This is a genomic window from Clostridium sp. MT-14 (assembly GCF_042436595.1).
Classification (GTDB): Bacteria; Bacillota; Clostridia; order Clostridiales; family Clostridiaceae; genus Clostridium_B; species Clostridium_B aromativorans.
The window spans coordinates 36,960-59,820 of the sequence record NZ_JBHMIY010000018.1; the positions used below are offsets into that span (position 1 = coordinate 36,960).

Consider the following 22,861-nt stretch of genomic DNA (forward strand, 5'->3'; position numbering starts at 1 on the left):
CACTTTTCAATTGAAGTGCTGTTAAAGTGATTTTAGAAATTACAACTAATAACTTATGCTGATCAGCTCCTTAATCAATATTTTTGGGAATTTAGGCTTGTCTATATTCTAACAGTCTTTTCAAACTATATCATTATTAAATTGATGGCTATAATAGTAAAAAAATAATTGAGAACAAATTTGATCATTTTATAGAATAAAATAGTAAACTAAGAATATATTTTTAAAAAATACATTCTTATAGCCCAATCTTTTTCATAAGGTATGTTTAAAACATTTGGAGTATGCTGGGATATCAGAGGATAACTTCTGTTAAATGAAGTTATCATTACAGAATGTTGTATTCTACCTTTTCTATTTTCATAGAATATTAAATCGCCTGGTTCCAGCATTGATACAGAGTCGACCTGCATACCCTTGACACCATATAAATTTTTTGTGGCGTTGGTTTTTAGATACCAGTAAAGAGAACCGGCTACAGCCCAGGAAACTGACCAGTTCTTGCTGGTATACCACCACCTGTTTTTACCTGAAAATACCATTGGAGCACCTCCAGCTCTGAGACATTGTGATATAAAGTTTGTACAGTCACCTCCATTGTCGCCTTGTACAAGAAAATATTTATAAGATGGATTTGGTGATTGGGCATATTTTACGGCATAATTTACGGCTTTAGCCCTGGAATAAAATAAGTTATTTCTATAGTTCATGATTGCTCCACAAAATTATTTACGGTATAGTTTATGTGAATATGACCTAGAAAATTACCTGTTCTATATGATTTTATCCTGGAAGTTTATTTGTGGTATAATTAAAGTCTGTATAAAATATAGGATATCAGGGTGGTAGGATGAATAAAGACAGATTACTGCAGTTATTTAATGAACAGATAAGCGGAAAAAATCATGCCAAGGGAATGAGAATTATAGACAATGATCTGGTTTCTTCTATAGAGATCACAAACAGGGAGACACTTGTGTATATAAAGGGCAGAGTCATTTCGGAAAGCCTTGTAAGTGAATACAATACGGAAATTGAATTGGATGCGGAGAATAAAAACATAGTATCAACTTACTGCAGTTGTCGAGATTATGAAAATAATGAATTCCGAAGGGAAAACTATTGCTGCAAGCATCTGATAGCTACTTTTTACAGGGCTGCTGACAAATTAAAAGATTTTTCTCTTTTGTGTGAATCAGAATCTGAGAATATTTTTCAATCTAAATATAAGAATTTGGATACTTTATCTGTGCTTTTAGGTGATGAGAAAAATAAGAAGGAGATAAAAATAGAAGTTTATGTGGATAGAAATCAATGGGAGAATAAGATCTCCGCTCAGTTTAAAATAGGGCTTACTTCAATGAGTTCAGGAAATCTCTATGTACTTAAAGATATAGATCAATTTTTGCTGGCAATTTACAATAATATACCTGTAGTCTATGGAAAAAATTTCACTCTTGATATGAAAAAAGATAAATTCAGCACGAGGGATAAATGTCTTGTGGATTTTATTCAGATGCTGAAAAGTGTAGAGGGAAGCTCCACATATCGGGGAAGAGTAAAGAAGTCAAATATAGATGGGAAATATATACATATACCAGATTATCTGGTGAGAGAATTTTTTAAAGTAATAGAAAAACACAGGGTATATTTAAATGAAGGATTTTTATATAGGTGTGTTGAAACTGAAATACTTGATAGCCCTCCACCACTGGAATTTGATTTGAAAATGGTAAAGGAGGATTATGTTTTAAGGGTTCTAAATGGAATGCCCATGGTTTTGGGATCTAGAAACAATGTGTTTTTCTACGGTTCAACCATATATCTTCCAGACAGGGAATACTGTTTTAGAATAAAGCCTTTTCTTGATGTATTCAGTGGAAACAATTCAGTTGCATTTCAGGGAGATGAGGAAGATGTCATACTTAGAGAACTGATTCCAAGGCTTAATTTATTGTCGGATAATATTGTTTTGTCAAAAGCTATAAAGAACAAGGTGGTAAATGAAAAATGCGAGTTTAAATTTTACTTTGATAAAGAGGGCACCAGGATTATACTTATTGTCAAAGTAAAATATGGTGCTTTTGAGTTTAATATATTTGAAGACTATACCGGAAAGATCGTATATAGAGATTCCAAAAAAGAGGAAGCTGTTTTGAAGACATTAGGATCACTTGGATTTGAAAGAGTTGAAAATAAATTCCATTTTATGAGGGGAGATGACTATGCGTTCAGATTTTTTAAAGAGGAAGTAGGAAAACTTCAAGAAATGGGAGATGTGTTTTATTCTGAAAACTTCAGGGGTATAAAATTTATAAAAAGTAAAGACATAAGTGGAGAGATTAAATCAGGGAAATATGACTATTTTGAGATGGGGTTTAAACTTGGGGATATACCTTCAGAGGAAACAGCTTCAATACTCAGAGCTTTTAGAGACAATTTAAAATATTACAAATTGAAAACTGGAGAATATCTGGATTTGGAGGAGCTAGAACTTAGAAAGTTTTTAAAACTTCTGGATGTGGTTTCTCAGAGAAATATAAGGGATAATCACATTGAGATAGATAAAAATAAGAGCGTTTATATAAATAACTATATGAAAAAGAATCATATAAGATATATAAAGGGAACAGCTGAACTTAAAAGAATAGTTGATAAATTCAAGAATGTAAAAGATCTTGAATTCAAGGAACCTGAAAATTTAAGAGGTACTTTGAGAGAATATCAAAAAATAGGATATAATTGGCTTAAGACACTGGATTATCTTGGATTTGGAGGAATACTGGGAGATGAAATGGGACTCGGGAAAACTCTGCAGGTTATTGTTTTTCTGCTGTCAAGTACAGGAAGCAGGTCATTAATTGTTGTGCCTACATCCCTGGTGTATAACTGGATTCATGAATTTGAAAAGTTTGCCCCGGATATGAAGATAGCAGCGGTGAATGGCTCAAAAAGCTGTAGGGAAAAACAGATAAAATATATAGATGAGTATGATGTGATTATAACTACCTATGGTCTTTTAAAAAGAGATCTTAAGATCTATAAGAATATAAAATTTGACTATTGTCTGCTGGATGAGGCCCAGTATATAAAGAACCCCCATTCTCAAAATGCTGAAGCTGTAAAGAACATAAATGCAAGAAGAAGGTTTGCTATTACAGGTACTCCTGTAGAGAACTCCGTCATGGAGCTCTGGTCCATATTTGACTTTATAATGCCGGGATATCTGTATGATGAGAAGAGATTTAGTGTGAGGTATTACAAGAGATTCAAAGAAGAACCTGTGGTAATTGAAGATCTGAAGAAACTTGTAAAACCATTTATCTTGAGGAGAAGAAAGAAAGATGTCGTAGGGGAACTGCCGGATAAAATAGAAAGAACTGTCATGGTAAACATGGGAGATAAGCAAAAAAAAGTTTATGGAACCTATGCAAGACATGCCATTGAGCTCATTGAGAAGAAAGTAAAGGAGGATGAATTTAAAAACAGTAAAATTGAGATACTGGCATACATTACAAAATTGAGACAGCTTTGTCTTGATCCATCTGTAATAATGGAAAATTATAATGGGAAGAGTGCAAAAATTGAGGCACTTGTGGAGCTTTTAATTCAGAGTACGGAGGAAGGACATAAAGTACTGGTGTTTTCACAATTTACTTCCATACTTAAAAATATTGGAAACAGGATGAAAATAGAGGGTATAGATTACAGTTATCTGGATGGATCTGTATCGTCCAAAGATAGAATGACATTGGTAGATGAGTTCAATACCGGCAGTAATTTGGTATTCTTAATAAGTTTAAAAGCAGGTGGAACAGGATTGAATTTAACTTCTGCGGATGTAGTAATTCATTTTGATCCATGGTGGAACCCTGCAGTAGAACAGCAGGCTACAGACAGAGCACATAGAATAGGTCAGAAACATGTAGTAGAGGTTATAAAGCTTGTGACCAAAGGTACTATCGAGGAGAAGGTAATACAGCTGCAAGATGAAAAGAAGAAACTTATAGACAGCCTGCTTGGCGGAGAGCTTTCAGGAGGCCAGGGAATTGCTTCGCTGACAGAGGAAGAGATTTTAAAATTATTTGAGCAAAAAGTATAGCTGCCGGGTAAAGTGCGTTTGTGTTATACTATTTTAAGAAGTTGTTCATATTTGGCCTATAATGGATAAAAATATATAGGGGAAAGAAGAGGTGAAAAGACCTGATTGCTGAAAATCAGGCTTAAAAATGAGCGGGTATAAAGAAATGACATTAAGCACCATAGGTGATTATTTGAAAAGCGTAGGTATATTTCCAGAGGATCATGAAATTGAGAGCAGGGAAATAGGGGATGGCAATTTAAATTATGTTTTCAGGGTGGTGGATCTAAATGATAATAGGAAAGTTGTTGTAAAACAAGCGCTTCCCTATTTGAAAATTGCAGGAGAAGGATGGAAATTGACTTTAGACAGAAACAGAATAGAAGCTGAGACACTTAAACTTCAGGACAAAGTTTGTCCAGGCAGCGTTCCAAAAATATACTACCACAGTAATGAATATGCATTGACTGTGATGGAAGATCTAGGTGATATGGAAATCCTGAGAAAAGCCATGATGGAGATGAAAACCTTTAAAAATTTTCCTCAGCAGATAGGGAGGTTTATGGCAAGGAATTTATTCCTGACATCGGATATGGGAATGAGTCCTATGGAAAAGAAGAAAATTGTAGGAAAATTTATAAACCCTGAATTATGTGATATAACTGAAAAGCTTGTTTTAAATGATCCTTACATGGATGCTGGATCCAATGAAATTAATAAATATATAAGAGATTATGTCAAAGAGGAAATCTGGGAAAATGAAAAAATATGTCTTGAAGTTTCAAAATTGAAGAATATATTCATGACAAAAGCCGAGTCACTGCTTCATGGAGATTTGCATACAGGTTCTATATTTATAAACAGTGAAAAGACTATTGTGTTTGACTGCGAGTTTGCATTTTATGGATCTTATGGATACGATATGGGACTGCTGTTTGCTAATTTTATTTTGAATTATGTTTCCTGGGAGGGAAGAAGAGATAAGTCTAAAGTGGAAATTGAACGTTATAGGGTCTATCTTTTAACTTCAATAGAAGATATATGGAGGGAATTTTTAAAGGAGTTTAATTATCTTTGGCAAAATAAATCAAAAGATATAATAACAAAAATAGCTGGTTACAGGAAATATTATGTGAGAAATCTGATTCATGAAACCGTTGGGTTTTGCGCCTGTGAGATAATGAGAAGAATTATTGGAATGGCCCATGTACCTGACATAGATGCAGTAAAGGACCTTAGGGAAAGAGCCAAAGCTCAGATAATGGGATTAAAAGTTGGACAATCTATTCTCCTAAATAGAGACGATGTTGATTCCATTGATGAATTTATAAAATTAATTAGAAATTCTGCAAAATAAAATTTGGGGAGGTAAGAAAATGTCTGAATTATTTGCTATTAAGTGGGAAGATGGAGAAGATAAGCTTGTACTTTTGGATCAGACAAAATTGCCAGACTACATAGAGTATAAAACTTATGGTACGGTTGAAGGAATTTATGATGCTATAAAGACGATGATAGTAAGAGGTGCACCTGCTATAGGGGTGACAGCAGGTTATGGACTGTATTTTGGAATTAGAAGTGCGCCTGAGGATTCTTTTGAAAAATTTTATAACTATGTAGAAGAGAAAGCGCAGTATTTGAATTCAAGTAGACCTACTGCTGTCAACCTTTCCTGGGCATTGAAGAGAATGCTTAGAAAAATTAAAGATGAAAGTGATAGACCAATTCCTGAAATAAAGAAAATACTTAGGGATGAAGCCAAAAGAATTCACAGTGAAGATATCAAGATATGCAGGAGCATAGGAGAAAATTTGATTACACTGCTCAAGGATAATATGGGAATATTAACTCACTGCAATGCAGGACAGCTGGCCACATCAAAATATGGAACGGCTACGGCACCTATGTACATTGCAAAGGAGAGGGGATGGCATCTTAAAATATATTCAGATGAGACAAGGCCTAGGCTTCAGGGCTCTACCCTTACAGCACTGGAGCTCTACATGGCGGGAATAGATGTGACAACCATCACGGACAATATGGCAGCTGTGGTTATGTCTCAGCACAAGGTTGATGCTGTAATAGTGGGATGCGACAGGATAGCTGCCAATGGCGATACGGCAAATAAAATAGGAACTTTTGGAGTTTCAATTTTGGCGAGGTATTTCAATATACCGATGTATATAGCGGCACCTACACCGAGTATAGATTTAAATACTTTAACTGGAAAGGATATACCTATAGAGGAGAGGGATCCTGAGGAAGTCACCTGCAGATTTGGAGTCAGAACTGTACCTAGTGGAGTGAAGGTATATAATCCATCTTTTGATGTAACACCTCACGAAAATATAACTGCCATAGTAACGGAAAAGGGTATAGTATATCCGCCCTTTGGAGAAAATTTAAAAAAGATAATCTAAACTGAAAATGGAAGGTAGAAAGGGGAGTATTATGCTTGAAGATAAAAAAGAAGAATTGGCTGCAGTGGCAAGAGAAGCAGAAGAAGAGGAACTGTGCAAACATAAATCTGGAAATTTTAGTATTAAGGATAGAGATACAGGATGCGTATTGATAACTCCCTCGGGAGTAGACAGGAAGAATTTAACTGGCAGGGACATATGTGTACTGGATCAGGATTTGAATGTAATAGAAAACAAAAAAGATTATAAACCAAGCAGTGAAGTACTGATGCACATTTATGCCTATAATTCAAGAAAGGATATTAATGCTGTAGTACACACTCACTCACGATTTGCAACATCTTTTGCAGTTTTGAAAAAAGAAATTCCACCAATTGTATATGAATCTGTATACTATGGAGGAACTGTATATGTGGCACATTATGAAAGGCCTGGCACAAAAGAATTGGCTCAGTCCATAGTTGGGCCGCTTAAAAAATCGGATGCATGTTTATTGGAAAGCCATGGAGTTGTAACCGTAGGTAAAGATATAGAAAGTGCCTATCTTAAAGCAAGATATGTAGAGGAAATAGCGGAAATATATTATAGAGCTTTGCTGCTGAACAGCAATAAGGAGCCTAATGTTCTGCCTAAGGAAGAGTTGAAAAAATGGAAATATCCTTCCTACGTGAAATTTAAATGAAGTGGAAAGATATTTTTAAAAATAGAGTATTTTTTGGACAATGACGGTAAGAGGCACAAAAGGCAGGAGTTTTGAAATGAAAGAGGTTTGTGCCATTACCTGTCAATGTCTATAACGTCAGTTTGTAAAAAATAAAATTAAAGTGCAGGTACTTTTTCGAGCAGATACCTGACGTCTTTTAATTTACTGCGTATTGAAATGCCTTGAGGACATAGAGATTCACATCTGCCGCATTCTTTGCATTTTGAAGCCCTGTGTTCAGATGAAATGGAATTGTAGGTATCGTCACCTTTTCCAAAAATACTGTAATTGTTATAGGCACTGAAACATCCTGGAATATTTACGCCAGATGGACATGGCATACAGTATTCACAGCCGGTACAGTTGACTTTCATCTTTGAATTAAAGACATCCTTAACTTGATCAATTATTTTCAATTCTTTTTCTGTCAATAAATTTGCCTCAACCTTGCTTGCTGTCTTTATGTTTTCCTTGACTTGTTCCATGGAGTTCATTCCACTTAGGACAACTTTCACTTCTGGGTGATTCCATACCCATCTCAATCCCCATTCAGCTGGTGTCCTCTTAAAGCCCGATCTATCAAAAATAGCTCTGGCTTCTTTAGGCAGGCTGTTGACAAGTTTTCCTCCTCTAAGTGGTTCCATAATTGTAACTCCAAGTCCCCTTTGGGCGGCATATTTTAATCCCCTTGTTCCAGCTTGAAAGTTTTCATCTGAATAGTTGTACTGTATTTGACAAAATGACCAATCATAATAATCTACTATTTCTTTAAAGAGTTTTAATTTATCATGAAAGGAAAATCCGGCATATCTTATTCTGCCATCTTTTATAGCAGAGTCTAGGAATTCATCAACACCATTTTCCTTTACTCTTTTCCAGTTGTCACGGTTAAGTGAATGTATCAAATAAAAGTCTATATGATCTGTTTCTAAACGCTTTAATTGTTCATTTAAATATTTGTCCATGTCACTTCCTTGATTTATTAACCAACTGGGAAGCTTTGTGGCCAAATTGACTTTTTCCCTGTAACCGTCTTTTAATGCTTTTGCTACAAGAGGCTCACCTTCACCCCCTTTTGTTGAACTGTTCCCGTGGTAGGTATATGCGGTGTCCACGTAATTTACACCATTGTCGATTGCATAACGAATTAGTTCTATGGCCTTTTTCTCATCAATTTTACTGGAGTCGCCTCCAGGAAGCAGTGGAAGCCTCATACATCCAAAACCTAAAATTGAAACCTTTTCATTTGTTTTACCGAAACTTCGATATAACATTTGCCATCCTCCCTTTTATTAATAATTGTAACAGATTGAGCATACAAATATTATAAATTTTAGAGTAAGCTCAGTATATACATAAGTAATATTATGTATACATAATATTATATACATAATGGTGAATTTTGCAAGGGGGGGGTCTGACCCCATTCCATTTTTTGGAATGAGGTCAGACCCCCTTTTACAGCTCCTTGTTTTTATATGCTCTATAGGACAGAAAAAACGACAGCAAAAGTACGATTAGGCATATGGTCAGAATAATAAACCTCATTGTGATTTCAGAAATACCGCTCAAATAGATGATAAAAGGCTGAATTTTTTCACCGAATATTTTTGCAAATGCCATAAAAACAAAGTATGTACCTAAGAACAATATCATCACCACATATCTTGTTTTTAAATATCCGTATTTAAAATATATGGGGATAAGTATACTGCTGAAAAGCAGAATACTTATAAGGGCTACTATTATATCTTCAGTATTTACACTTGCAGGGGGTTGTACTATGCCTGTATATTTTGTAAAGATAAAAACTAAAGACAAAACTACTGTGCTGATAATCAAAACTATAAACAGAGACAGGTATCTTGATATAACTATATTTATTCTATTGATAGGAAGGCTGTTCAGCATCATTTCAGTTCTTTCGTCGCGATAGAAACTGTTACTTAAAAATGCGTAGCCCGTAAAAACAGCGGTAGATGTATAGATAACACTGGTATTATCTTTAAAACTAATGGTAAATAATATTGAAATTAAGACAAGTATAACAAAGGTTCTTTTTTGTAAAAGTATATCTTTTAAAACCAAATTCCACATTATTTGTTCCCCCTTATAGTGTATACCATGATATCGTCCAGAGTGGCTTTCTCAATTATAACCTTGTCCTTGAACAGCTTTTTTATTTCAGAGCTGTTGTCGGTCAAACCTTCAAATCCAAAGGAATTTTCTCTTATACCTACGAGTTTTTTCCTGATATCGGGCTGCAGCAGATTTTTATCACCTTTTACAATGCCGTAACTGTCTAAAATATTATCTTTTGTGTCTGAAAAAACTATCCTGCCTGAATTTAAAAAAGTGATGTAATCCGCTATTTTTTCAAGATCCGTGGTTATGTGGGTGGAAAACAATATTGCTTTGTTTTCATCCTGGATTATGGAGTAGAGTATATCCAGCATTTCACTTCTGAAGACCGGATCCAGTCCTGAAGTGGGTTCATCCATTATGATGAATTCGGCATTGTGGGAAAGGGCAATGGCAAGAGAATATTTCATCATCATTCCCTTGGAAAGCTGTTTTATTTTTTTGTTCCCGGGGAGATTGAATTCGTCCATATATCTATTGAAAGTTTTATCGTCCCAATCTTTATAAAAACGGGATATGATATTTTTCATAGCTGTTGTAGTCAGATCCTCGTAAAAATAATTTGCATCATATACGAAGCCTATCCTTTGTTTTATCTGCTTTTCGTATTTTAAATTGTCCAGGCCAAAAACCTTTATAATCCCTGAATCCTTTTTTACAAGATTCATTATGAGCTTTATGGTAGTGCTTTTACCTGCACCATTTGGACCTATGAGCCCCATAATGTATCCTCTGGGCAAATTGAAACTTATATTGTGCAGGGTAAAATCCTTGTAGGTTTTACCTAAATTTATAATCTCCAGAATGTTATCCATTATCTCTCCTCCAATTTACATATTGTCATATAGAATATCCAGCATTTCTTCCAGATCTTTTTTTGTAAGGTCAATGATTTTGCTCTCTTCTATGGCTTCCATCAATTTGTCTTCAATCGATTTGATCTTTTTTTCTCTTAAAAGATCCTTGTTCTGTGATGATACATAAGAGCCTTTTCCAGGAACTGTTTCTATAAAACCTTCCCTTTCCAGTTCTTCGTAGGCTCTTTTAGTCGTTATGACACTTATTTTAAGTTCTCTGGCAAGATTTCTTATTGAAGGCAGAAGTTCACCCTCGGAAATGCTGCCTTTTATTATGTTGTCTTTTATCTGCTTTGTAATCTGTTCATAAATAGGATCCTTTGATATATTGGAAATAATTATGTTCATTGGTAGTACTCCTTTGAAGATCATATATACTGTATATATTAATATATACACAGTATATACAATATTTATATTTCTGTCAATGGAAAAAAATGATCTTCTTGATTGACTTTTGAAAATGGCTCAACAAATATTTTACTGATTGAATTCATTGTTTTTTGAAGAAGCAGAATTGAATAACTTTTTTATTTCTGCAATCAATTTTTTAAGGGCAGAAGAAATGTATTTATCTTTATGATAAATTATTTTAAAACTCCTATATAGTGAAAGATCCTCTATGGGAATCTGTACTACATTATCTTGATGAATTAATAGACTCTTGGATAAAACTGATACACCCTGTCCAGCGGCTACTATGTTGATTATGGAATCTGAACTATGGCAAACCCATTTTTTTATAATGGGTATTCCCCTGCCTTCTGTTAGGTTAATCAGAAAATCTCTGGTACCGGAACCTTCTTCACGCAATACGCAGTCTCTATTTTTCAAATCGGATAGATGAATGGATTTTTTTGAAGCAAAGGGGTGATTTTTGCCGCAGATCAAAACCATTTCATCTTGGTAAACCTCGTCGGCTATAATGTCTTTTGAATTTACAAATCCCTCTATTACAGCTATATCAAGAGTTCCGTCAAAGATCTTTTGTATTATGTTTTTAGAGTTGTCTATGTATACACGAATACGAATTTTAGGATATTTTTCTTCAAATTTGGAGATGATATCACCTAGAAAAAAGCTCCCAACAGTAAGTGAGGCACCTATATGAAGACATATTTGTTCGGAAGCGTGATGTAGATAATTCTCCATTGCGTGAAAATTTGCAAGGATATGTCTTGCGTAGTTTAAAAATTCTTTTCCCACTTCTGTAATATATAATTTTCTAGAAAGCCTATCGAATAGTTTTACATGATATTCTTTCTCAATTTGGGAGATAACGTGGCTGACAGTGGGCTGAGATATATAAAGTTTTTTTGCAGCCGATCCTATTTTCCCACTTTCTGCTACGGCAACAAAAATTTCCAGATCTCTTATTGTCATAGATGTTCCTCCCTTTTTGTACAAAAATACATAGATAAAAAGATATGAAATTATAATAAGTTTAGCATTTTACAAAAGAAATAGCAAGGAATATAATTTTCATATAGGGAATTGGCCAATACCTGTTTTGTAATGTTTATAAAATAATTTAGTTAAAGAAAATCAATCCATGTAGCATATGCTACACGAGATATTAAAGAAAGGATGTAATTAAAATGAAAACCTCAAAAACTTACCGGCTCAAAGCAGAGGACATGGATGAATTATTTACTGAATTGGAACAAAAATATATTATCTATGCCCCGGTACGAGTTCGCGGAGGAGGAAGATATGCAAAACAGGATTTAATTTTATATAGGCCGGTATATAGATATGAAGAAATAGAATATGCTGAGCGTTCTACCTATCCTATGAAGGAAGTCCTCACTCCAATCACGCAGACTTTGTTTTATTTTACAGAAGATGAATACAGGGAGAGTAAGATGAAGGGTGAAAAGGACATTTTGGTCTTTGGTAGGGCATGTGATATAAATTCAATAAAAATTCAGGATCAGATCTATTTGAAAAATGGTGATATAGAAGATTATTTTTACAAGAGAAAAAGGGATAGAATAAAGTTTGCATTGATGGAGTGCAAAGATCAATTTGATGGCTGCTTTTGCTGCAGTGTAGGTGCAAATATAACTGACATGCACTCTATTGCAGTATCCTTCGGTGAGAATGTCTATGTTGAGGTAGTAGATGATGATTTTAACGCATATTTTAAAAATTGCCAATTATCTGACTACGAGATTAAGTTTCCCAAGGAAAATGAACTCAAAATAAACTATCCTGTAATTGATAATATTGTTATTGCAAATAAATTAAAGAAGCATCCAATGTGGGATGAGTTTGATGACAGATGTATTGCCTGTGGTTCTTGCACGGTTGCCTGCAGTACCTGTACGTGCTTTGAAACCACGGATATAGTTTATTCACAAAATGAACAGGTGGGAGAGAGAAGAAGAACTTGTTCCTCCTGTATGCTGGATGAATTTGACAAGGTAGCCGGCGGGCATTCCTTCAGGACTAAAACTTCTGAGAAATATCGCTATAAAATTCTACACAAGGTATATGGGCATGGTGCCAGATTTCATACAGGACCTATGTGTGTAGGGTGTGGAAGATGTTCAGCTAGATGCCCTGAACTTATAAGCTATCCTGAAACATTGAACAAGTTGTCCAAGGCTATAGAAGAAATAAAGCAAGAGGAGGGAATTGATGATGTTAAATAATCCAATTAGGCCGGAAGCACATAAGATATTGAGAATACTGCCCCAGACAGAAAGCGAGTGGACTTTTCGTGTGGAAAACCATATGCCCATTCAGCATGGACAGTTTATGCAGATCTCAATTCCTAAATTTGGAGAAGCTCCAATTTCCATAAGTGGTTTTGGAGAGAGTTATGCGGATTTTACTATCAGAAAAGTTGGAAAGGTAACTGATGAACTTTTCAATTTGAAAGAGGGAGATTATGTTTTCCTCAGGGGATGTTATGGCAATGGATGGCCTGTAGGTTGTCTTAAAGATAAAAATGTTGTGATTATAGCCGGAGGAACAGGAGTTTCGCCAGTTAAAAGCTTGATCAATGCTCTATATGATGACCAGAATTATGCCGAAGAAGTTTACTTGATCCTCGGGTTTAAAAATTCACAGAGCGTTTTGTTTGCAGATGAATTGAAAAAATGGAAGGCTGAAAAATACTTTCATACTTTTTATACTCTGGATGGTGAAGACTATAAAGACTGGAACAAGGGGATGGTAACTGATCTTATCGAGGAAATACCTTTTCAACAATTTGCTGGAAATTATGAATGTCTGGTAGTGGGACCTCCTGTTATGATGAAGTTTGTTGGAAAAAAACTGCTGAAAAATGGAATACCGGAAGATAAAATTTGGATGTCCTTTGAGAGAAAAATGTCTTGTGCCATTGGAAAATGTGGACATTGTAGGATTGATGAAACATATGTGTGTTTGGATGGGCCTATTTTCAATTATACGATAGGCAAAAAGCTCGTTGATTAGGAGGTAAGAATTGTGGTAGAAGATTGTAATGTAAATAAGTTAAGGAATAACTGTTTTCGCCAGTCAAAAGTACCTGGAGAGTTTATGCTTCAATTGCGTGTGCCTGGTGGACTTATAGACTCAAAATGGTTGGATGTCATTCAACATGTATGTAAAACCTGGGGGAATGGTTATTTTCATTTGGGAGTGAGGCAGACTCTAAATGCTCCGGGAATAAAGGCAAAAGATGTTCCTGCTGTAAACAGATTTATACAGCCTTATTTAGATGCAATAGAACATGAAATGTGCGGTGTGAATATAGAAACCGGCAAAGGTTATCCTTATATTGCACCTAGAAATATAATGGCTTGTATTGGGGAAACACATTGTATCAAAGCCAATGTCAATACCCAGAAACTGGCGCAGAAACTGGAGAAGATAATTTATCCCAATCCATATCATATCAAGATATCAGTATCAGGATGTCCTAATGATTGCGGTAAAGCACATTTTCAGGATTTTGGCATAATAGGATGCACCAAACCCATTTACGATATGGACAGGTGTATTGGCTGCGGAGCCTGTATGAGAAAATGTGAAAAAGCTGCGACCCGGGTACTGTCACTTAACGACAGAGGTAAAATAGACAAGGATACATGCTGTTGTGTAGGGTGCGGGGAATGTGTCATTGCATGTCCAACAGGGGCATGGCGCAGGCCGGATAATGACTTTTATAAGATAATTCTCGGTGGGAGGACAGGGAAACAGTATCCAAGGATGGGAAAGATGTTTGCAAACTGGCTGACTGAAGAAAGTGTACTGGCAATAATGTCGAATTGGCCCAGGTTTTCAGAATGGGTACTTGGTGGAAAGCCTGTTTATATTCACGGAGGCCATTTGATAGACAGAGCAGGATATGAAAAATTTAAGGAGTTTATGCTTGAAGGCGTTACATTGAATCCGGAAGCTTTCATTGCCGAGCATATCAATTGGACTGAAACAGAATACAGAAGCAACATCCATGTGAAACCTCTTGAAAAACATTTAACTGTAAAATAGATCAATAATTAAATTTGAATTTATGAAAAAATACAGATTTGTGATATACTGTGTTTAGAAAAAACGCAAATTTATTAAAATGGAGAAAAAATATGAGTAATATATTTTATTATGATATTGCAATAGGCAGAATAGGAATTGCCGAAAATAAAAAGGCCATTACAAATCTGTATTTTGAAAATAGTTTTAGCGAAAAATATGATATTGTTGAAGAAACACCTCTGTTGAAAAAAGCATATCTGGAGCTTGAGGAGTATTTTAATGGGAATAGGAAATTGTTTGATCTGCCCCTGGCACCTACAGGTACGGAATTTCAAAAAAAAGTGTGGAAGGCACTTGAGGAAATTCCCTATGGTGAAACTCGCAGCTACAAGGAAATAGCTACGTATATAGGTAATGAAAAAGCTTGCAGGGCGGTGGGAATGGCAAATAACAGGAATCCTATTCCAATTTTTATTCCCTGCCACCGTGTTATAGGTTCCAATGGAGATTTAACAGGTTATGCCGGAGGATTGGATTTAAAAAAGAAACTTCTAAAAATAGAAAATGTAAATGCAGCACTTTAATGGAGGTAGTAATTATGTTGAATATAGGTTGTCATTTATCAGCTGCCAAGGGTTATGAAGCAATGGGAAAAACAGCACTTGAGATAGGGGCCAATACATTTCAATTTTTTACCCGCAATCCAAGGGGAGGAAAGGCTAAAAAAATTGATCCTGAAGATATAAATGAACTTTTAAAAATTATGCAGGAGAATAAAATCTCTGTGGTTATGGCTCATGCACCTTACACTTTAAATGCTTGTTCTGCAAATGAAAAAACTAGGGAATTTGCATCTGAAACTATGAAGGATGATTTGAAAAGAATGGAGTATTTGCCCCATAATCTATATAATTTTCACCCAGGGAGTCATGTGAAGCAGGGGGTTCAGGTTGGAATAAAGTACATTGTAGATATGCTTAATTCCATATTGATACCTGAGCAGACTACCACTGTTCTACTTGAAACAATGGCAGGAAAGGGCACAGAAATTGGGAGGAGTTTTGAAGAATTAAAGTGTATATTAGATAGAGTTGCACTTTCTGATAAAATGGGTGTATGTCTTGATACCTGCCATGTCTACGATGCGGGATATGACGTTGTAAATAATTTGGATGGTATTATAGATGAATTTGACAGAATAATCGGATTGGATAAACTCAAGGCAATACATTTAAATGACAGTAAAAACTCATTTTCAAGTCATAAGGATCGCCATGAGAAAATTGGGCAGGGTTTTATCGGGAAAGAGGCCATTGTAAGAATTATAAATCACCCAAGGTTGTGCCATCTTCCATTCTTTTTAGAAACTCCCAATGAACTGCCGGGTTATGCAAGAGAAATTAAAATGCTGAGAGAATCTTACACATGGCAGTGACTGGTGATTATGAGCAAAATGTAAATAAAAGGAGAGCTGATTATGAGTTATTCTGGAGTTATCTTTGATCTTGATGGTACGCTTTTAAATACACTTGATGATATGGCTAATTCAATGAATACTGTATTGATTAAGCATGGATTTCCTGTACATGACGTGGAAAAATATAAATATTTTGTTGGAAATGGTATTGAGAAATTGGTATTGAGGGCTCTGCCAGAAAATAATTCAAATGATGAAATGGTGAAACTGTGCTTGGCAGAATTTATAGATGAATATAATAAAAGGTGGCATGAACTGACAAAACCGTACAGCGGAATAAACGAACTATTGGACGAGCTTTATTTTTTGAAAATTAACATGTCGGTACTTTCAAATAAACCTGATAATTTTACAAAGATAATAATTGACAAATTTTTCGGAATGAAAAAATTTAACTATGTTCTCGGTTCACGGGCAGGTATTCCTAAGAAGCCGGATCCTTCTGCAGCACTGGAGATATCCAGACTTTCAAAGATTTCACCTCCGAGCTATCTTTATCTTGGGGATTCAGGTGTGGATATGAAAACAGCTAATGGTGCTGGTATGTATGCCATAGGTATTACCTGGGGATTTAGAAAAGCTGATGAACTGTTAAAAAATGGAGCAAAGGCTCTTATTGGAAGGCCTATGGAACTTATTGATTTTATCAAATAATTTCTGTTTCTGAGTTTTTTTATTGTTAAATAGTATGCATTTAGATGCAATTAAAATATATGATATAATGGTTTCATGAATTTACACAAGCAAGAGAAAAGGAGGTATCTGTTGAATGCCAAATTTTTATGCCGTAAAACAGGGAAAAAATACGGGTATATTTGATAATTGGGAAGATTGTGAAATACAGATCAAAGGTTTTTCCGGAGCTGTATACAAGAAATTTAAGGATTATGATTCTGCACTTAAATTTTTAAATCAGGATAGGGCTGATTTACCTCGAAATACATGTGAAGAAGATGTTCTCTATGCGTATGTGGATGGTTCCTATAATGATAGTAAGAAGATAGCTGGGTATGGCGTGGTTATGGTAAAAAATGATGCTGTACTCTTTAAGGATCTGGGAGCATTTAGAATCAGCGATATGATTGAAAGTAGAAATGTATTTGGTGAGATAAGGGGAGCTTTGAAAGCTGTTGAACTGGCATTGGCAAATGATTTTACAAGTGTAGTTATTGCATATGATTACAAGGGCATTGAATGTTGGGCCACAGGCGAGTGGAAGGCCAATAAGATTCTTACTAAGGACTACAGGGATTTTATGCAAAAATATATGAAAAGGATAGAGATAAAATTTAAGAAAATCAAGGCTCATTCAGGCGAAGATAAGTATAATGATCTAGCTGATTCACTGGCAAAAAAAGCTGTTGAAATATTATAATGAGTCTTTGGTTATTTTAGTGTCCGAATTTCTAGGGGTACATTCTTATATTTCAAATAATAGGTCTTAATAATTATGGCAGAAAGAAGGGTTTTTTAAATTGATACAATTCTTATGGCTAACTCCTCTGGGATTCCTCGTTGGAGCATTTGGAACTTTAATTGGTGCTGGTGGAGGTTTCATACTTGTACCTATATTGTTGTTGTTGTATCCTGACAAAAGCCCAGATACTATAACTAGCATTTCTTTGGCAGTTGTATTTTTTAATGCATTATCTGGTTCTTTTGCTTACTCTAGGATGAAACGTATAGATTATAAATCCGGGATAATGTTTGCAATTGCAGCGCTTCCGGGATCAATAATAGGATCAATTATAACATCATATGTACAAAGGCGCATTTTCAATGGAATATTTGGTGTGATATTGGTTATTGTGTCAGTGTTCTTAATGGTGAGAACGAAAAAGGAAGCAATGAAAAGCAATATAGTAGTTAAGAAGGGATATGTTACAAGAACAGTAATAGATATTGAAGGAGTAAAACATACATTTTCATATAATCCTATTGTTGGGATTATTTTAAGTGTTTTTGTAGGCCTTATATCTAGTTTTTTAGGAATAGGAGGTGGAATAATACATGTTCCAATACTTATTAACGTATTAAATTATCCGGTTCATATTGCAACCGCCACATCACATTTTGTCCTGGCAGCGATGTCACTATCAGGAACGATAGTTCATATAGTAGACGGAGCACTTCAATCTGGCGTAATTCAAACTGTTGCGTTATCAATTGGTGTATTATTCGGAGCACAATTAGGCGCTAGAATTTCACAAAAAATTCATGGAGTGACAATAATTAGAAGCCTTGCAGCTGCTTTAGCTCTTGTAGGAGTAAGGATATTTTTTATGGCTCTCTAAATTAATGAGTACAATATTTAATACAAATTTTCTCTTTTCTTTAATTTCTTGAAGTTTTTTTCAAATTCTAAAGCGTTCATTTTATCGAAATTATTTATTATGGTTTGCACTCCTTTATAAAAGAATGGAAAAGTTACCAGAATATAATTATTTTATACCAGCAGGTAGAAAAAATGCTAAATAAAAGATATAGTAATAAAAGTTGAGGAACTTGAAGCAATGAGACTGAAAGATATTGAAAAATTAAATCAAGAAGAATGTGCTGAAAGAATGCATGTGTCCAGACAGACTTTTCAAAATATAATAGATAGTGCAAGAGAAAAAACAGCTGTTGCTTTGACACAGGGAAATTCAATAAGGATAAGTGGAGGAAACTACAGGCCTGTATTCTGCAAATTTAAATGTTTTAATTGTGGCAACGTATATGAAATAAAAAAAGAAGAAGACAAATATGTCTGCCCTTCCTGCGGTTTGGATAAAGTTATTTGTAATAAAAAAGCTAATCTCTGCAAAAGATGGTGTAAATTAGGTAGAAAAGATGATAAATTCTGATAAAATATTAAATTAAATAAAAAAGATAAAGACTAAAAATACGTAAAAAGTTTTTTTGCAAATGATATGCCGGTATTTGTGGATTTTTGGACTCCATATGTATGAAGAAAAAATTGAATAATAGAAGAATGTATGTGCCAAAAATATTCTGTTTGGAGATATTTTTGGCACATAGGAAATTGTAATTAATTTGAACATAGAGTTTTAGTTTTCTTTCTTTATTATAAAAGAGTTTAAGATCTGTTTAATATATCTAAGGGTTTTTGGTAATATATCTTCTATTTTTAGTTGGTTTTCTGAATTTAAAACTTTTATCAGCATCCCATGATATAGCAGTATTGTCATTTCATTAACGTCATCTAAATCTGACTCATTTAGATAGCCATCTGACTGAATTTTTGATAATAATACTAAATTTCTTGTATATAAATCACTGCCCAAAAGCATTGGCAGGAGTTCTTTCGAATTTCCACTCAGTTCCTCAGGAAAAATGGAATAATATTCTTGAATTATATGCGGTATGAAGTCGTTGTGTTTTCCAAAAAAAATATTGTTATATATTTGAGGGTTTAAAAAAGAGTATTTACAAAAACATTCCCATATTTTATAGTATATTTCTATACTGCCCTTTGCTGATTCTATATATTTTTCTAAGTTTAAGGTATATTCTTTAAGATGTTTTATTGAAGCAAATAATATAAGTTCATCCAGGTTTTTAAAGTAGTGGTAAATGGTAGCACTATTGTATCCCGCCAAATCTGAAACCTTCCTTATGGTAACAAATTCAATTCCCTCCTCATCAATAATACGTGCAGCAGCATCAATAAAATAACTCATGTTTCTATACTTTTTTATATCTTTTTTGTTCATTTTGCCCTCCAAAAATGTTTGATTCATATAACCTATTATAACATAGTGCAAGTGTATTACTCAATGTTATAAGATGTATTTTAAATTTTTATAGATGTATAGGTTAAAATGTAGATATTGTAATCATTTTCAGCTTTATTGAAATTTATGATAAAACCAATTTGATATTTCTATAACTTTCAATCATGATTATTTATCAATCATGATTGATAAATCAAACATGATATGTTAAAATTTATACAAGTAAAATTGTTTAGACAATTTTAATAATTTTAATAGAGGAGGTAGAATAATGAAACTTGAAATTGGAAACTTCCATGTAAAGGACATTTTTTTTGGCGAATCAACAAATTATAAAGATGGTATTTTGACAATTAACAAAAAAGAAGCCTTAGATTATGTACTGGAAGACGAACACATTACAGAGGCAGATCTTTTAATTGTGAAGCCTGGGGATGAAGTTCGCCTTGTTCCTGTAAAAGAAGCTATTGAATGCAGGGTTAAGGTTGATGGGACTACATTATTTCCTGGGGTAACTGGAGATGTAGCTCCGGTTGGAAACGGTTGCACGCATGCGCTTAAGGACTGCAGCTTGCTTGTGGTTGGAAAACACTGGGGTGGATTTCAGGATGGTTTAATTGATATGAGTGGTGAAGGAGCCAAGTACACTTATTTTTCACAGATTAAAAACATTGTTCTTGTTGGGGATACAGACGAAGGTTTTGAGAAAAATGAACAGCAGAAGAAAAATAAGGCTTTAAGGTGGGCAGGACATAAACTAGCGGAATATATAGGAAGCTGTGTTAAGGATTTAGAGCCTGAAGATGTTGAAACTTTCGAATTGGATCCTATTACAAGGAGATCTGAAGACCTTCAAAAACTTCCAGGTGTTGTATTTGTTATGCAGCCTCAATCGCAGATGGAGGAGATGGGATACAATGATCTTGTTTATGGCTGGGACACAAATCACATTGTTCCCACATTCATGCATCCAAATGAAATTCTAGATGGTGCAATGATTTCGGGAAGCTTTATGCCCTGTTCGTCAAAATGGGCAACTTATGATTTTCAAAACAATCCTACTATCAAAGAGTTATATTCAGAGCATGGCAAAACAATAAATTTCCTGGGTGTTATAATGTCAAATTTGAATGTTGCTTTGGAACAGAAAAACCGAGCGGCATTGTTTGTAGCTCAAATGGCAGAGTCTTTGGGTGCAGAAGGTGCCATAGTTGCTGAGGAAGGCTATGGTAACCCTGATGCTGATTTTATTGCATGTATTGTGGCACTGGAAAATGCCGGAATCAAAACTGTAGGAATTACAAATGAGTGTACAGGTCGAGATGGAGAATCACAGCCTCTGGTTACCCTTGACGAGAAAGCCAATGCCATAGTTTCTACGGGAAACGTATCTGAATTAATAGAACTTCCTCCTATGAGAACGGTAATTGGTGAGCTTGAGTCCCTTAGCAGAGATGGATTGTCTGGTGGCTGGGCAAATGATGAGATACTGGGACCTTCTGTGAGAAAAGATGGTTCAATAATTATGGAAAACAATGCTATGTTCTGCGGAGATCAGATTTGTGGATGGTCGCCAAAAACAATGAAAGAGTTTTAGGGAGGTGGAACAATATGAAAAAAGCAATTTTATATATAAATCAATTCTTTGGACAAATAGGCGGAGAGGATAAAGCTGATTTTGAACCTGAAATAAGAGAAGGCCTGGTTGGACCGGCTATGGCATTAAATAAATATCTTAAAGATGCCGAAGTTACCCATACCATAATATGCGGTGATAACTTTATGGGCTCCAATGAAAAAGAAGCTGTAGGCAGAATATTGGGCTTTCTCGAGGGAAAAGAATTTGATATCTTTTTTGCAGGCCCCGCTTTTCAGGCAGGAAGATATGGAAATGCCTGCGGAGTTATTTGCAAAGCTGTCAAAGAAAAGTTTAACGTTCCTGCGATCACCTCCATGCACGTTGAGAATCCTGGAGTAGAGATGTTTAAAAAAGATGTATATATATTCAAGGGTGGAAATAATGCAGGAAGAATGAGACGCGACATGAAAATTATGGCTGATTTTGGAAACAAAATATTAAACGGTGAAGAACTTTTATGGGCTGATGCAGAGGGCTATTACGGAAGAGGTAAAAGACACCAGGTATGGCTCGAATCCAAGGAACCTGCAGCTAAAAGAGTTGTAAAAATGCTGATTGACAAACTTAATGGTGAGAAATTTCAAACTGAACTTCCTATTCCTAAAAAAGATATGGTACCTATAGCTTCTGCTATAAAAGACCTAAGTAAAGCTAATATAGCAGTAGTGACTTCAGGAGGAATAGTTCCAGTAGACAATCCTGACAGAATTCAATCTGCATCTGCTACAAGGTGGGGAAGGTATGACTATTCCAAAATGGATAGGCTGGAAGCAGGAGTATTTAAAACAATACATGCAGGTTTTGACCCGGCTGCAGCTAATGCAGATCCAAATGTCATAGTTCCTCTGGATGCTTTGAGGGCATATGAAAAAGAAGGAAAAATAGGAAAACTTCATGAATATTTTTATTCAACTGTAGGAACAGGTACGACACAGGGTGAGGCTGCCAGAATGGCCAAAGAAATTGTGGAGTACTTAAAAGAAGCTAAAGTAGATGGAGTTATATTAACCTCCACCTGAGGAACTTGTACACGTTGCGGTGCAACGATGGTAAAAGAAATTGAAAGAGCAGGTTTCCCCATAGTTCAAATGTGCAATCTGATTCCTGTTGCAACTACGGTTGGCTCAAACAGAATAGTGCCAACTATATCTATACCATATCCACTTGGAAATCCGGCAGATTCAAAAGAGCAGCAGTGGAAGCTTAGATATCACAGGGTAGGAGTGGCACTGGATGCTTTAGCGACAGACATTAAAGAACCGACTGTCTTTAAAGTAAAAATCTGAATCAGTTAACTGAATAGGTCTTGTTAAAGTAGATGAGACCTATTTGGATTGG

General features: G+C 35.0%; 21 protein-coding genes and 1 pseudogene. 15 read left to right on the forward strand and 7 right to left on the reverse strand.

Annotated elements, in window-relative coordinates; genetic code table 11:
- Positions 1-209 precede the first annotated feature (209 nt).
- Positions 210-710, reverse strand: a complete 501-nt coding sequence (locus ACFHWD_RS12845) for an amidase domain-containing protein (RefSeq protein WP_378062191.1) — start codon at positions 708-710, stop codon at positions 210-212.
- 140 nt (positions 711-850) lie between these two features.
- Between ACFHWD_RS12845 and ACFHWD_RS12850 the strand changes: the two genes are divergently transcribed.
- The 4 genes from ACFHWD_RS12850 to ACFHWD_RS12865 all read left to right on the forward strand — a co-directional run bounded on the left by ACFHWD_RS12850 (position 851) and on the right by ACFHWD_RS12865 (position 7,183).
- A complete protein-coding gene (locus ACFHWD_RS12850; protein ID WP_378062194.1) occupies positions 851-4,102 on the forward strand; it encodes a DEAD/DEAH box helicase in 3,252 nt (1,083 codons plus the stop codon).
- Positions 4,103-4,229: 127 nt separating this feature from the next.
- A complete protein-coding gene (gene mtnK, locus ACFHWD_RS12855; protein WP_378062196.1) occupies positions 4,230-5,438 on the forward strand; it encodes an S-methyl-5-thioribose kinase in 1,209 nt (402 codons plus the stop codon).
- Between the two features lie 19 nt (positions 5,439-5,457).
- Entirely contained in the window at positions 5,458-6,501 is a 1,044-nt protein-coding gene (gene mtnA / locus ACFHWD_RS12860; protein ID WP_378062198.1) for an S-methyl-5-thioribose-1-phosphate isomerase, read from the forward strand.
- A gap of 31 nt (positions 6,502-6,532) precedes the next feature.
- Positions 6,533-7,183 (forward strand): class II aldolase/adducin family protein, encoded by a 651-nt coding sequence (locus ACFHWD_RS12865; protein ID WP_378062200.1) that lies wholly within the window; start codon positions 6,533-6,535, stop codon positions 7,181-7,183.
- Between the two features lie 137 nt (positions 7,184-7,320).
- On the opposite strand, the gene ACFHWD_RS12870 is transcribed toward ACFHWD_RS12865, so the two are convergent.
- The 5 genes from ACFHWD_RS12870 to ACFHWD_RS12890 form a co-directional block, all read right to left on the reverse strand.
- Positions 7,321-8,478, reverse strand: coding sequence for an aldo/keto reductase (locus ACFHWD_RS12870; protein ID WP_229981685.1), 1,158 nt, complete (start codon positions 8,476-8,478; stop codon positions 7,321-7,323).
- A gap of 184 nt (positions 8,479-8,662) precedes the next feature.
- Entirely contained in the window at positions 8,663-9,301 is a 639-nt protein-coding gene (locus ACFHWD_RS12875) for an ABC-2 transporter permease (RefSeq protein WP_378062202.1), read from the reverse strand.
- Positions 9,301-10,161, reverse strand: a complete 861-nt coding sequence (locus ACFHWD_RS12880; RefSeq protein ID WP_150355799.1) for an ABC transporter ATP-binding protein — start codon at positions 10,159-10,161, stop codon at positions 9,301-9,303. Before ACFHWD_RS12880 ends, ACFHWD_RS12875 begins: the two co-directional genes overlap by 1 nt.
- A 15-nt stretch (positions 10,162-10,176) precedes the next feature.
- Positions 10,177-10,551 (reverse strand): GntR family transcriptional regulator, encoded by a 375-nt coding sequence (locus ACFHWD_RS12885; protein WP_150355798.1) that lies wholly within the window; start codon positions 10,549-10,551, stop codon positions 10,177-10,179.
- A 132-nt stretch (positions 10,552-10,683) separates the two neighbouring features.
- The gene (locus tag ACFHWD_RS12890) at positions 10,684-11,586 is read right to left on the reverse strand and encodes a LysR family transcriptional regulator (RefSeq protein WP_378062205.1); all 903 of its coding nucleotides are present in this window, start codon (positions 11,584-11,586) and stop codon (positions 10,684-10,686) included.
- Positions 11,587-11,801: 215 nt separating this feature from the next.
- Between ACFHWD_RS12890 and asrA the strand changes: the two genes are divergently transcribed.
- The 9 genes and pseudogenes from asrA (at position 11,802) to ACFHWD_RS12935 (ending at position 18,993) form a co-directional block, all read left to right on the forward strand.
- Positions 11,802-12,860: an anaerobic sulfite reductase subunit AsrA gene (gene asrA / locus ACFHWD_RS12895; protein WP_378062207.1), complete on the forward strand. Its 1,059-nt coding sequence runs from the start codon at positions 11,802-11,804 to the stop codon at positions 12,858-12,860.
- On the forward strand, positions 12,850-13,650 hold the full coding sequence (gene asrB, locus ACFHWD_RS12900) for an anaerobic sulfite reductase subunit AsrB (protein WP_150355840.1): 801 nt from the start codon (positions 12,850-12,852) through the stop codon (positions 13,648-13,650). The genes asrA and asrB overlap by 11 nt, the downstream gene beginning before the upstream one ends.
- Positions 13,651-13,662: 12 nt before the next feature.
- Positions 13,663-14,688 carry a sulfite reductase subunit C gene (asrC, locus tag ACFHWD_RS12905; protein WP_378062209.1) on the forward strand — a complete coding sequence of 342 codons (1,026 nt, stop codon included), beginning with the start codon at positions 13,663-13,665 and terminating at the stop codon, positions 14,686-14,688.
- A gap of 92 nt (positions 14,689-14,780) precedes the next feature.
- Positions 14,781-15,254, forward strand: coding sequence for a methylated-DNA--[protein]-cysteine S-methyltransferase (locus ACFHWD_RS12910; protein ID WP_179977499.1), 474 nt, complete (start codon positions 14,781-14,783; stop codon positions 15,252-15,254).
- A gap of 14 nt (positions 15,255-15,268) precedes the next feature.
- On the forward strand, positions 15,269-16,105 hold the full coding sequence (locus tag ACFHWD_RS12915; RefSeq protein WP_150355793.1) for a deoxyribonuclease IV: 837 nt from the start codon (positions 15,269-15,271) through the stop codon (positions 16,103-16,105).
- 42 nt (positions 16,106-16,147) lie between these two features.
- A complete protein-coding gene (locus ACFHWD_RS12920; RefSeq protein WP_150355792.1) occupies positions 16,148-16,801 on the forward strand; it encodes an HAD family hydrolase in 654 nt (217 codons plus the stop codon).
- 115 nt (positions 16,802-16,916) lie between these two features.
- Positions 16,917-17,522 carry a viroplasmin family protein gene (locus ACFHWD_RS12925; RefSeq protein ID WP_150355791.1) on the forward strand — a complete coding sequence of 202 codons (606 nt, stop codon included), beginning with the start codon at positions 16,917-16,919 and terminating at the stop codon, positions 17,520-17,522.
- A gap of 100 nt (positions 17,523-17,622) precedes the next feature.
- Positions 17,623-18,441 carry a sulfite exporter TauE/SafE family protein gene (locus ACFHWD_RS12930; protein ID WP_150355790.1) on the forward strand — a complete coding sequence of 273 codons (819 nt, stop codon included), beginning with the start codon at positions 17,623-17,625 and terminating at the stop codon, positions 18,439-18,441.
- Positions 18,442-18,565: 124 nt separating this feature from the next.
- Positions 18,566-18,993 (forward strand): annotated as a pseudogene (locus tag ACFHWD_RS12935) (DUF134 domain-containing protein).
- A gap of 204 nt (positions 18,994-19,197) precedes the next feature.
- Here ACFHWD_RS12935 and ACFHWD_RS12940 read toward each other — a convergent pair.
- Entirely contained in the window at positions 19,198-19,863 is a 666-nt protein-coding gene (locus ACFHWD_RS12940; protein WP_229981682.1) for a TetR/AcrR family transcriptional regulator, read from the reverse strand.
- A gap of 292 nt (positions 19,864-20,155) precedes the next feature.
- Between ACFHWD_RS12940 and ACFHWD_RS12945 the strand changes: the two genes are divergently transcribed.
- Positions 20,156-21,481: a glycine/sarcosine/betaine reductase component B subunit gene (locus ACFHWD_RS12945; protein WP_150355788.1), complete on the forward strand. Its 1,326-nt coding sequence runs from the start codon at positions 20,156-20,158 to the stop codon at positions 21,479-21,481.
- Positions 21,482-21,495: 14 nt separating this feature from the next.
- Positions 21,496-22,809 (forward strand): betaine reductase selenoprotein B, encoded by a 1,314-nt coding sequence (grdH, locus tag ACFHWD_RS12950; RefSeq protein WP_150355787.1) that lies wholly within the window; start codon positions 21,496-21,498, stop codon positions 22,807-22,809.
- The last annotated feature ends 52 nt before the right edge of the window (positions 22,810-22,861 follow it).

What these genes read in the sequence shown, in the direction of transcription:
- ACFHWD_RS12915 (WP_150355793.1), top strand. Translation starts at nt 15,269, where the DNA reads ATGTTGAATATAGGTTGTCATTTATCAGCTGCCAAGGGTTATGAAGCA.
- mtnK (WP_378062196.1), top strand. Translation starts at nt 4,230, where the DNA reads ATGAGCGGGTATAAAGAAATGACATTAAGCACCATAGGTGATTATTTG.
- ACFHWD_RS12920 (WP_150355792.1), top strand. Translation starts at nt 16,148, where the DNA reads ATGAGTTATTCTGGAGTTATCTTTGATCTTGATGGTACGCTTTTAAAT.
- ACFHWD_RS12925 (WP_150355791.1), top strand. Translation starts at nt 16,917, where the DNA reads ATGCCAAATTTTTATGCCGTAAAACAGGGAAAAAATACGGGTATATTT.
- ACFHWD_RS12885 (WP_150355798.1), bottom strand. Translation starts at nt 10,551, where the DNA reads ATGAACATAATTATTTCCAATATATCAAAGGATCCTATTTATGAACAG.
- asrB (WP_150355840.1), top strand. Translation starts at nt 12,850, where the DNA reads ATGTTAAATAATCCAATTAGGCCGGAAGCACATAAGATATTGAGAATA.
- mtnA (WP_378062198.1), top strand. Translation starts at nt 5,458, where the DNA reads ATGTCTGAATTATTTGCTATTAAGTGGGAAGATGGAGAAGATAAGCTT.
- ACFHWD_RS12875 (WP_378062202.1), bottom strand. Translation starts at nt 9,301, where the DNA reads ATGTGGAATTTGGTTTTAAAAGATATACTTTTACAAAAAAGAACCTTT.
- ACFHWD_RS12850 (WP_378062194.1), top strand. Translation starts at nt 851, where the DNA reads ATGAATAAAGACAGATTACTGCAGTTATTTAATGAACAGATAAGCGGA.
- ACFHWD_RS12870 (WP_229981685.1), bottom strand. Translation starts at nt 8,478, where the DNA reads ATGTTATATCGAAGTTTCGGTAAAACAAATGAAAAGGTTTCAATTTTA.
- ACFHWD_RS12945 (WP_150355788.1), top strand. Translation starts at nt 20,156, where the DNA reads ATGAAACTTGAAATTGGAAACTTCCATGTAAAGGACATTTTTTTTGGC.
- ACFHWD_RS12880 (WP_150355799.1), bottom strand. Translation starts at nt 10,161, where the DNA reads ATGGATAACATTCTGGAGATTATAAATTTAGGTAAAACCTACAAGGAT.
- ACFHWD_RS12890 (WP_378062205.1), bottom strand. Translation starts at nt 11,586, where the DNA reads ATGACAATAAGAGATCTGGAAATTTTTGTTGCCGTAGCAGAAAGTGGG.
- ACFHWD_RS12910 (WP_179977499.1), top strand. Translation starts at nt 14,781, where the DNA reads ATGAGTAATATATTTTATTATGATATTGCAATAGGCAGAATAGGAATT.
- asrA (WP_378062207.1), top strand. Translation starts at nt 11,802, where the DNA reads ATGAAAACCTCAAAAACTTACCGGCTCAAAGCAGAGGACATGGATGAA.
- ACFHWD_RS12940 (WP_229981682.1), bottom strand. Translation starts at nt 19,863, where the DNA reads ATGAACAAAAAAGATATAAAAAAGTATAGAAACATGAGTTATTTTATT.
- ACFHWD_RS12845 (WP_378062191.1), bottom strand. Translation starts at nt 710, where the DNA reads ATGAACTATAGAAATAACTTATTTTATTCCAGGGCTAAAGCCGTAAAT.
- ACFHWD_RS12865 (WP_378062200.1), top strand. Translation starts at nt 6,533, where the DNA reads ATGCTTGAAGATAAAAAAGAAGAATTGGCTGCAGTGGCAAGAGAAGCA.